Here is a 9,629-nt window from a genome sequence, read left to right on the forward strand (position 1 = left end):
CCGCAGGATCAAGGCAAAGCTAAAGGGCTTGCCGCCTGCAAGTCACAGACAGCAAGCCCTTTCGGCTGCTTGAACAATTTTTACTTCAAAATATTGTCTAACTTTTTGGGGTCACTTCAAATCTGTCCCGGCTCGTTTTTATTTTGTTTTCAGCCACTTTTTTTCAAGATCCATTGGGTAAAGGGGCGGAAAGCTGAGGGCAGAGCATAATCACCGGCCAGCTGATGCGGTGTGATCCAGGTGCAGTCTTTGGGTGGGGAAAAGGATTTGCAATTCACTTCCCAGCCAGTCATCTGCCATTCCACATGGGAAAAAATATGAGTGTGTTGTCCAATGGCTTCCAAGGCCAGGGGCACAATTCCCCGCTGGGATAGGTTTTCCTGGATCTGTTCCGCAGAAAGGACCTCATCCACGCCGGGAAATTCCCACAGAGAAGAGAGTAAGCCTTTGGCCGGCCGTTTGCGCACCAGCACCTGTTGCCCATCCCATAGGAGCAATACGGTACGCTCTACTTTCCGACGGGGCTTTTTGGCCGCTTTTACCGGCAGAGACATTTCCACCCCTTGGGCCCGTCCGCGACACAGGGAGAGAAGGGGACAGGTGAGACAGAGAGGCTGCCCATTGGGCAGGCAGACAGTGGCCCCCAGTTCCATCAGAGCCTGGTTGAAATCACCAGGCCGGTCCGGAGGGATCACCTGAGCCACCTGTTGCCGCAGTCTTTTTTTCACGGCGGTATCGGAGACGCAGTCAAAGCTGGCCAGAAGGCGGGAGATCACACGCAGCACATTGCCGTCCACAGCGGGAACGAGCTGTCCATAGGCGATGGAAGCAATGGCCCCTGCAGAATAGTCTCCGATGCCCGGCAGCTTTTGCAGCAAAAGGGGATCGGAAGGCAGCTGTCCGTCAAACTCTTCCAGCACCATCCTGGCGGCTTTTTGCAGATTGCGTACACGACTGTAATACCCCAATCCTTCCCACAGCTTGAGAAGCTGCTCTTCCGGAGCCTGAGCCAGACTTTCAATGGTGGGAAGAGCCTCCATAAATCGGGTGAAATAGGGAAGGGCGGCTTCTACCCGGGTTTGCTGCAGCATGATCTCCGATACCCATACACGGTAGGGAGTGGGCTGGCTGCGCCAGGGCAGCACCCGGGCCCCCTGGTCATACCAGTGGAGCAGCGGGGCGGGGACGGCCAAAAGAAAATTGTCTTGGGAGTTGCTCATCCGATGGTGTTAAAATCGGTGGACAGGTAAGAGCGGACGGTGTTCATGGCTTCCTCTCCGAAGGCCTGGATAAAATCCTCATCCACTTTATCGACGACCTTTTGGCCTTCTTCAGGATAGATGGCCAGAACATTTTCCCGGTATGTTTTATACACATGGCCGCAGTGATACTCCCAGGGCATTTTGGCCTGGGAGTTCTGGGGCACATCTTCTCCCAGAGCAGCGTCTTTGAAGACCATATCACAGCAAGGACTGTCGTGGAGATAGCTTTTCAGCTCAAAAGTCAAATCGGGATTGAAGCCGCGGACAATGCCCCGGTCGATCTCTTTGCAATAGATCTTGCCACATTCTACCAGGCCCATCTCTTCAAAGGTGTCCCGCCAGGCACACAAAAAGCTGCGGGTTTCTTTATCGGGATACACACCCACTTCTTCCGAACGGCGAGGGAAGGTGGAGGCCCATTCCCCATAGGCTATGTAGGACTTGAAATTCAGCTGATGTCCATCCCGCAGAGCGCGCAGAGCCATACGGGCTCCCCGCTGTTCAGCCATCTTTTGGGAGCACTTGACAAAGCAGCTGACACCGGCGCAGCCATAGGCCGCTTTCAGGTGTTTGTAAAACAAACCAATGAGGGCAGCATGGGTCTTTTCGTTGAATTTTGTGTTCATCCCGATCTCCTCCTTATGATTGCCATGTGGAAAAGTCCATCTATGGTGGTATAATTATTATAGAATATCTTGACGCACAAAACAATATCCATATTGGGAAACAAAGCAAAAGCAGCAGAAGCGCCAATGGAGAAAAGAGGTCATTTCAATGGAGCAAGGAATTTTATTGGCAGCGCTGGCCGGGATGGGCGGCACCGGATTGGGCGGCCTGATCGCCGTGTTATGGGGCAAAAAATCATTGTCCATACAGGGATTGCTGTATTTTACAGCGGGCATTATGCTGGGCATGGCTTTTTTTGATCTTCTCCCCGAAGCGGTGGCTCATGGCGCCCTGTGGGTAGTGGCCCTGGGGCTTTTGGGCGGTGGTCTGCTGGTATGGATCGCCGAGAAGGCCGAGGCCGGACAGAATGGGGAAAAGCAAGGGCGGATGGTTTCTGCCGGCCTGATGATGCTGGCCGCTTTGATGCTGCACAACCTGCCGGAAGGCTTTGTCATCGGCGCAGCTGTGGGAGCTCATGCTTGGGAAAGAGCCGGCCTGATCGCTTTGCACAATGTGCCCGGAGGAATGGCCATGGCCTTTCCGCTGCTCCAGGGGGGATTTGCCCGGAGTAAGGTGCTTCTTTTGTCGGTGATATGCGGTTTGCCCTTGGTGGTGGGATCGGTGTTGGGGACCTTGGCCGGAGCCATGCCGGAGGGACTGCTTTCCCTGTGCCTGTCTTTGGCAGCCGGTTCCATGGTTTTTGCCGCAGGTTTTGAGTTGAGTCAGCCGGAGACAAAGAAGGGAAAACTTTGTTTGCTGTGGCTGCTTTTGGGCCTGGCCCTGGCCTTTGCCTTGAGCGTAGGCCATGCCCATGCCCATTGATTGGATATTTTCCATATTGCCCTTTACAATGATTCCTTGATGCAGTAAAATAATTTTATATTCAAAAGAGATGGCGGAGAAGAAATTTCTCCGCCATCTTAAATTTCGGGGGAATGAGGATGCTTGAACAAAAGGAGTACGATGGCCAGGACTTTGCAGGGCTCAAAGAACCGGAACAGCAGGTGGAAGAGCTGAAATTTCACGATTGCCGTTTTGACGGTGGGGATTTTTCCGAATCGGTGTTCAAAAACTGCAGTTTTGAAAAATGCCGCTTTACCGGGGCCCGATTGGGCGCCTGTCGTTTTGAGCATTGCTCCATTGTCAACTGCACTTTTCAGTATGCCGGGCTTTTTGCAGCGGTATTTGAAGAGTGCAAGCTGACAGGAACAGTGTTTGTAGGGGCCAATACAGCATCCATTCAGATCATCGGCGGCGACTGGTCCTATACTGATCTGCGGGAAATGGATTTTTACAAAATGGAACTGGAGAACATCAATTTCCGGGGAGCCGATTTGAACCGGGCCAAACTGGAGAAATGCCGGATCAAAAACTGCGATTTTGAAGGGGCCATGATCAGTGGCGCCAGTTTCCGGCAATCGGATCTGCGGGACAGCAATCTGGGGGCCACAGATATTCTGGGCGCCGATTTCCGTGGAGCCCGAATTGATGTGCAGCAGGCCATTGACATGGCCCGGGCATTGGGAGCCAAATTCGAGCCATAATAGAAAGAAAAAGGAGGGAACGCCTTGAAGGAAGTCATGCTGTTTGTGCTGAAAAACTGCCCTTATTGTGTGGAGGCTCTCCGGTGGCAGGAAGAACTGATGCAGGAATACCCAGAATTGCAAAAAATCCCCATCCGCGTGGTGGATGAGAGGAAGGAAGCGGCGCTGGCGGAATCCTATGACTATTATTATGTGCCTTGCTATTTTGTAGGCGGAGTGAAGATGCACGAGGGCGCGGCCAGCCGGGAGAAAGTGGAGACCGCTTTGCGCAGTGCGCTTTTGTAAGAAAAGACATTGAAAAATGGTGGGGGCAGTGATATAATGTAGAACATTGTTGTAATAAAATGAATATGGGGGTATGATCTATGGTTCGAACAGGTTTTGACAATGAGCAATATCTGAGTATGCAGTCCCAGCATATCCTGGAGAGGATCAAGCAGTTTGGCGGCAAACTCTATCTGGAGTTCGGCGGCAAGCTCTTTGATGATTACCACGCATCCCGGGTGCTGCCTGGTTTTGCGCCCGACAGCAAAGTGCGCATGCTTCAGAGCTTGGCGGATAAGGCCGAGGTGGTTATGGCCATCAACGCTGCCGACATCGAGAAAAACAAGGTCCGGGGCGATTTGGGTATCACTTATGATGCCGATGCACTTCGCTTGATCGATGCTTTCCGGGGCATCGGGCTTTATGTGGGCAGTGTGGTCATCACCCGCTATGGCGGCCAGCCGGCGGCGGATCAGTTCAAAACCAAGTTGGAGCATCTGGGACTGAAGGTCTATCTCCATTACTCCATTCCCGGGTACCCCACCAATGTGCCCCTGATTGTCAGCGACGAGGGATACGGCAAAAACGAATATGTGGAGACCACTCGTCCCCTGGTGGTGGTGACGGCCCCCGGTCCGGGCAGCGGCAAAATGGCTGTGTGTCTGTCCCAGCTGTACCATGAGTACAAACGGGGTATCAGTGCAGGCTATGCCAAGTTTGAAACTTTCCCTGTGTGGAATCTGCCTCTGAAACACCCGGTTAATCTGGCCTATGAAGCGGCCACCGCAGATCTCAACGATGTGAACATGATCGATCCCTATCATCTGGAGGCCTATGGCAAGACTGCGGTCAATTACAACCGGGATATCGAAGTATTCCCGGTGCTCAATGCCATGTTTGAGACCATTGCCGGAGAAAGCCCCTACAAGTCTCCCACCGATATGGGCGTCAATATGGCCGGTTTCTGCGTAACCGATGATGAAGCGGTACGGGAAGCGGCTAAAATGGAGATCGTTCGTCGGTACTATAAGGTGATGTGCGATTATCGTGTGGGCCGGGGGAGCGAGGAAGCGGTACACAAGGTGGAAAGCGTGATGACCCAGGCGGGCGTCGATCCTTCCATGCGCTTGGTGATCCAGCCGGCCATTGACAAAGCCGAGGAGACCGGAGAGCCTGCTGCGGCCATGGAACTGCCGGATGGCACCATCGTCACCGGCAAGACATCCGCCTTGCTGGGCGCCTCTTCCGCCATGCTGATCAATGCGCTGAAGCACTTGGGCGGCATCAATTCCGATATCCATCTGTTGTCTCCCACCATTATCGAGCCCATTCAGCGGTTGAAGACCGGGTATCTGGGCAATAAAAACCCCCGTCTGCACACCGATGAAGTGCTGATTGCCCTGACCATCAGTGCTGCCACCAACCCGGTGGCCGAGCTGGCCATCAAGCAGTTGGGCAAGCTCAGAGGCTGTGAGGCTCACTCTACGGTGATCCTGGCACAGGTGGATGACAATGTGTTCCGCAATCTGGGCGTCAACCTCACTTGTGAGCCCAATTATCAGACCAAGAAACTGTTTCATAAATAAGGCATTCCAATCCCCCATTTTTTATATGCCGCGGAAGAGATTCCGCGGCATATTTTTGCATATTTCCCCTGGGTTTGTTTACACTAGACGGTACTGGGGGAGAAAGAATGAGAATTGCAGTGATCGGAGAAGGAAAAGGGAAAGCAGCGCGATATTTGCAGGAGCTGGCAGCCCAGCAAGGCATTTGCTTGGAACAGGTGCCTTTAGAAAAAGGCGGGGTATATGATGTGGTTTTGGCCGGGCCGATGGCAGCGAAAGCAGAAGTGCCCGACTGCCGCACATATGCCCTGGTGGCTTATGGAAAGGATGCTGCTCGTCTGTCTCATTGTTTGCAGGCCCAGACCGTGATAACCTATGGCACCGAAAAAAGCACACTCTCCCTGTCCTCCACAGAAGGGGGAGGGATGGTATCTCAACAAAGGGAAATTATGGATATTTCCGGCAGTGCGCAGCCCATCGGGGAAATCCGCTTGCCGGAAGGTCTGCCCTCTCAGTGGGTCTGCGGAGCGGCCGGTGCGCTTCTGGCCTGCGGCTGGAAGGGGATGTAGAGGCCTAAGCTGCTTTGGGTATCTGCTCCTGTTTTTGAAATAAGAAAAGTGCCCCCGTGCAGAAGCCAATGTCACTTAGTTAGCAAGTAAGGGATCCAAGCCAAAGAAATCCATAATTTCATGGTTAAGCGTTCCGCCTCTAAAGGCCAGGATGAAGGGAATCACTTTTTGAAAGGGAAACTTCCTGTTCCTGGTATTGTCTTTGCCGGGTCTTGCGGAGAAGAGCCATTTGTAGTCTGTCATAGCTTGAATTGCATCTTTCAGCGCTTTTTTTACGGTTTTTGGATTCATAAGTAAGCCTCCTCGCAGTTTGGCGTGTCGGGACACACTTCTAACTACAAAGGCCATTTTGCTAACCGAAGTTAGCAAAATGGCCGCACGAAATGATGCTTTTGTCAAGCCCTGTTTTGAATTATTACGAAAAAAATCCTCCTACCCTCTCATTTCTGAGGGTAGGAGGATTTGTCAGCTTAACTTACTGACATTGGGCCATACGGCCGGGGCATTTTTTGTCAAACAGCTAAGAAAGCTTTACAACGGTGAGATTCAGATTGGTATAGTTGGTAGGATAGATGTTGGTCGTATCGTTGACCAACTGCAGGGGAGTGGGGCTGGTAGCATTGACCAGGAAAGTAGAGGACAAAGGCATAATGTCTCCCAGTTCCTGCAGGGCCAAAGACTGCGAAGTGGGGATCGTGGTTCCATTGGTTTGAGCGGCCAATGTGGTGGTGGCAGTGGAACCGGAGCCAGTTCCTCCGGACTCAGAATTCACGGAGTAATTTACTAGATAGGTGCCCACCGGCAGGGTTACAGTAGTACCGCTGACGGTGATACCACTGCTGGGGGAGTTGTAGCTCACAGTCAGGGGGACGGCCTGTTTGGCGTTCAGCGTCACCGAGGGATTTGTGGCCCACAGAGCGCTGGAAGTAGCTGGTACACCGTTGGCACCTTGGGGAATCGTAAAGTCTAAAATGGCTTCTTGCGGAGATCCCACATTGGTCACGACAGCCTGTGTACCAGGATTACCAGTGGTGACATTGCCCACAGACAGTGTGGCAGCGGTTCCGGTTTCTCCGCTGGGGCCAGTAGGTCCAGTAGGACCGGTCGGTCCAGTGGGGCCGGTTGGCCCAGTGGGACCAGTCGCTCCAGTGAGACCGGTAGGCCCAGTAGCACCGGTGAGGCCAGTAGGACCGGTCGGGGCGATCATATTAGGAAAGCGGCTGGAACCCTTGGAAATCAAGGAAAATGTAAAAATAATATCTATCACATTACGCAAATCGCCGTCCGAAGAGAAATCTTCGGGCGGTATTTTTATGAGGAAGTATGCTTATGGAAGATACCAAAACACCGAACCGTTTATCCTTTCCATATTATCACAGTTATGAGGGAGAGCAGTTTTCCTTTTATCGCATTCCTAAGCTGCTGATGACTTCGGAACACTTCAGAAAGCTTTCCACCGATGCCAAAGTGCTGTACGGCCTGATGCTGGACCGAATGAGCCTGTCCATGAAAAACCACTGGCTGGACGATCAGGGCCGGGTGTATATCTTTTTCCCAGTGGAAGAGGTCATGCAGATGCTGCATTGCAAAAGCGAAAAGGCTACAAAACTCCTGGCGGAACTGGACAGCAAAAAGGGCATCGGACTGATCGAACGGGTGCGGCAGGGCCAGGGGAAGCCATCCATCATCTATATCAAAAATTTCGCAGGGAAGGAACTGGGGTAATCCGAAAGGGCACATTTTCGAAAATCGAAAGGGTAGGGACCGGTATGTCCCTTTTTGACTTTCGAAAAACGAAGAACAACAGTTTCGGAAACCGAAAGGAAATAAGACGGATAGAGTAAGACAAGTATACCAGCTGAAAGAGAAAGAAGGCGTTTTATGAAAACCATTGCGTTGGCAAATCAGAAGGGAGGGGTGGGAAAAACCACCACGGCGGCCAGTCTGGGTATTGGTCTTGCACGGAAGGGCAAAAGGGTGCTGCTGATCGATGCCGATGCCCAGGGGAATCTGACCCAGATGCTGGGATGGTCCCAGCCAGATGAGCTTTCCCCCATATTGGCAGATCTGATGGAGAAAATCATCACCGACCAGCCTGTGGTGCTGGGAGAAGGCATTCTACAGCACCGTGACGGCGTTCATCTGCTTCCGGCCAACATCGAGCTTTCTGCCACAGAGGTGACACTGGTCAATACCATGAGCCGGGAAACGGTGCTGCGGCAATATCTTTCCACGGTGAAGGGAAAGTACGACTATGCCATTATCGACTGCATGCCTTCTCTGGGGATGCTGACCATCAACGCTCTGACTGCAGCAGACAGCGTGATCATCCCGGTACAGGCCCATTATCTCCCGGCCAAAGGACTGGAGCAGCTGCTGAAAACCGTGGCCCGTGTCAAGCGGCAGCTCAATCCCAGGTTGGAGGTAGAGGGTATTCTGCTGACTATGGTGGACAGCCGCACCACTCTGGCCAAGGGCATTGGAGAGCTGCTCCGGAATACCTATGGCAGCCGGGTTTTTACCAGTGAGATCCCGCGCTCCATCCGGGCAGCGGAGATCAGCGTAGAGAACAAAAGCATCTTTGAGCACGATCCGGGAGGAAAGGCGGCGCAGGCTTATGCAAATCTGACGAAAGAGGTGCTGAACCGTGGCAAGCAGCGTGAAAAACATTCAGTTGACCAAGTTCGATGACCTGTTCAAATCCCAGGAAGAGCGGCAGGCGGATCAGGGGGAACAGGTAAAGATCCTTCCGGCCGACCAGGTTTTTCCCTATCAGCGCCAGCCCTACACCATTGACCGTCCCACAGCCGATCTGGTGCGGCTGATGGACAGCGTAGAGCAGTTCGGCATTATGGAGCCGATGATCGTCCGGCCCCGTAAGGAAGGAGGATATGAGATCATAGCTGGGCATCGGCGAGATTACTGTGCACGAGCCGTGGGGCTGGATACCCGTCCGGCCATTGTCCGATCTTATTCAGACGAGGAAGCAGATATTCTGGTGGTGGACTTCAATATCAATCGGGAGGATCTGCTGCCCAGTGAAAAGGCCAGGGCATATAAGCTGAAGCTGGATGCCATGAAACGGCAAGCTGGCCGACCATCAAAAAATTCTCTCCAAATTGGAGAGAATTTTCAAGGTAAATATTCTGTGCAGATTTTGAGCGAGCAAGTGAATGATAATGTGACTACGATCCAGCGGTATATCCGGCTGAATAAGCTTATTCCAGCCCTGATGGATCAGGTGGACAACGGCACATTGAAGCTTGTGGCTGCTGCGGATTTTCTCTCCCACCTGACAGAGAAGGAACAATCCTGCCTACTCCTGGTGATGGAGCAGGATGAAGCGATTCCCTCCATGGCACAGGCCCGGCAGATGAAAGAGCTGAGTCAGGAAGGGAAGCTGGAACAGGATCAGATCGAACGGATCATGAGGGAGGAGAAGCCGCTGGAGCACAAGATCACATTGGATGGGAAGTGGGTTCAAAAGCGCTTTCCCAAACATATGACATCCCGGCAGATCAAAGAGCGGATCAACAAGGCGCTAGACCTTCTGGAGCATATGGAACACCAAAAACAAGGACCACAGAGGTGAGCGGCCGCACTTGGCATGCAGATCAATAAGAAGAAAAAGCACACGGTTTTGTGAACTGCACCCCATTTGTTAGACAGTATGATATACTATCTAACAGATGGGGTGATTTATTATGTCAAGAGGAAAACCAAACAAACGATACACGCCGGAATTCAAGAAGCTGGTCG

Annotated in this window: 12 protein-coding genes; 8 read left to right on the forward strand and 4 right to left on the reverse strand. The window is 52.5% G+C overall.

From position 1 onward, the window contains the following. Positions 1 to 149 precede the first annotated feature (149 nt). Both mutY and KQI26_RS14485 read right to left on the reverse strand, forming a co-directional pair. Positions 150 to 1,193 carry an A/G-specific adenine glycosylase gene (mutY, locus tag KQI26_RS14480; RefSeq protein WP_253292887.1) on the reverse strand — a complete coding sequence of 348 codons (1,044 nt, stop codon included), beginning with the start codon at positions 1,191 to 1,193 and terminating at the stop codon, positions 150 to 152. Positions 1,194 to 1,216: 23 nt separating this feature from the next. Then, positions 1,217 to 1,888 carry an L-2-amino-thiazoline-4-carboxylic acid hydrolase gene (locus tag KQI26_RS14485; RefSeq protein ID WP_216504966.1) on the reverse strand — a complete coding sequence of 224 codons (672 nt, stop codon included), beginning with the start codon at positions 1,886 to 1,888 and terminating at the stop codon, positions 1,217 to 1,219. 148 nt (positions 1,889 to 2,036) lie between these two features. Between KQI26_RS14485 and KQI26_RS14490 the strand changes: the two genes are divergently transcribed. The 5 genes from KQI26_RS14490 (at position 2,037) to KQI26_RS14510 (ending at position 5,870) form a co-directional block, all read left to right on the forward strand. Continuing rightward, positions 2,037 to 2,750 (forward strand): ZIP family metal transporter, encoded by a 714-nt coding sequence (locus KQI26_RS14490; RefSeq protein WP_118748535.1) that lies wholly within the window; start codon positions 2,037 to 2,039, stop codon positions 2,748 to 2,750. 119 nt (positions 2,751 to 2,869) lie between these two features. Then, entirely contained in the window at positions 2,870 to 3,472 is a 603-nt protein-coding gene (locus tag KQI26_RS14495; protein WP_216504967.1) for a pentapeptide repeat-containing protein, read from the forward strand. A gap of 24 nt (positions 3,473 to 3,496) precedes the next feature. Then, positions 3,497 to 3,757 (forward strand): thioredoxin family protein, encoded by a 261-nt coding sequence (locus KQI26_RS14500; protein WP_118425654.1) that lies wholly within the window; start codon positions 3,497 to 3,499, stop codon positions 3,755 to 3,757. 80 nt (positions 3,758 to 3,837) lie between these two features. Next, a complete protein-coding gene (locus KQI26_RS14505; protein ID WP_216504968.1) occupies positions 3,838 to 5,322 on the forward strand; it encodes a DUF1846 domain-containing protein in 1,485 nt (494 codons plus the stop codon). Positions 5,323 to 5,429: 107 nt separating this feature from the next. Then, positions 5,430 to 5,870: a hypothetical protein gene (locus KQI26_RS14510; protein ID WP_118748538.1), complete on the forward strand. Its 441-nt coding sequence runs from the start codon at positions 5,430 to 5,432 to the stop codon at positions 5,868 to 5,870. A gap of 75 nt (positions 5,871 to 5,945) precedes the next feature. Here KQI26_RS14510 and KQI26_RS14515 read toward each other — a convergent pair whose 3' ends face one another. Then, the gene (locus KQI26_RS14515) at positions 5,946 to 6,161 is read right to left on the reverse strand and encodes a hypothetical protein (protein ID WP_216504969.1); all 216 of its coding nucleotides are present in this window, start codon (positions 6,159 to 6,161) and stop codon (positions 5,946 to 5,948) included. Positions 6,162 to 6,390: 229 nt separating this feature from the next. Beyond that, a complete protein-coding gene (locus KQI26_RS14520; protein ID WP_216504970.1) occupies positions 6,391 to 6,873 on the reverse strand; it encodes a hypothetical protein in 483 nt (160 codons plus the stop codon). A gap of 326 nt (positions 6,874 to 7,199) precedes the next feature. On the opposite strand from KQI26_RS14520, the gene KQI26_RS14525 reads away from it, so the two are divergent. The 3 genes from KQI26_RS14525 (at position 7,200) to KQI26_RS14535 (ending at position 9,462) form a co-directional block, all read left to right on the forward strand. Continuing rightward, positions 7,200 to 7,595: a replication initiator protein A gene (locus KQI26_RS14525; RefSeq protein WP_216504971.1), complete on the forward strand. Its 396-nt coding sequence runs from the start codon at positions 7,200 to 7,202 to the stop codon at positions 7,593 to 7,595. Positions 7,596 to 7,751: 156 nt separating this feature from the next. After that, a complete protein-coding gene (locus KQI26_RS14530) occupies positions 7,752 to 8,561 on the forward strand; it encodes a ParA family protein (RefSeq protein WP_216504972.1) in 810 nt (269 codons plus the stop codon). Further along, a complete protein-coding gene (locus KQI26_RS14535; protein ID WP_216504973.1) occupies positions 8,518 to 9,462 on the forward strand; it encodes a ParB/RepB/Spo0J family partition protein in 945 nt (314 codons plus the stop codon). Before KQI26_RS14530 ends, KQI26_RS14535 begins: the two co-directional genes overlap by 44 nt. The last annotated feature ends 167 nt before the right edge of the window (positions 9,463 to 9,629 follow it).

The sequence above is a fragment of the Intestinimonas sp. MSJ-38 genome (genome assembly GCF_018917925.1).
Classification (GTDB): Bacteria; Bacillota; Clostridia; order Oscillospirales; family Butyricicoccaceae; genus Pseudobutyricicoccus.

Coding starts and splice junctions, on each gene's coding strand:
- KQI26_RS14485 (WP_216504966.1), bottom strand. CDS start 1,888: ATGAACACAAAATTCAACGAAAAGACCCATGCTGCCCTCATTGGTTTG.
- KQI26_RS14490 (WP_118748535.1), top strand. CDS start 2,037: ATGGAGCAAGGAATTTTATTGGCAGCGCTGGCCGGGATGGGCGGCACC.
- KQI26_RS14495 (WP_216504967.1), top strand. CDS start 2,870: ATGCTTGAACAAAAGGAGTACGATGGCCAGGACTTTGCAGGGCTCAAA.
- KQI26_RS14505 (WP_216504968.1), top strand. CDS start 3,838: ATGGTTCGAACAGGTTTTGACAATGAGCAATATCTGAGTATGCAGTCC.
- KQI26_RS14510 (WP_118748538.1), top strand. CDS start 5,430: ATGAGAATTGCAGTGATCGGAGAAGGAAAAGGGAAAGCAGCGCGATAT.
- KQI26_RS14515 (WP_216504969.1), bottom strand. CDS start 6,161: ATGAATCCAAAAACCGTAAAAAAAGCGCTGAAAGATGCAATTCAAGCT.
- KQI26_RS14525 (WP_216504971.1), top strand. CDS start 7,200: ATGGAAGATACCAAAACACCGAACCGTTTATCCTTTCCATATTATCAC.
- KQI26_RS14530 (WP_216504972.1), top strand. CDS start 7,752: ATGAAAACCATTGCGTTGGCAAATCAGAAGGGAGGGGTGGGAAAAACC.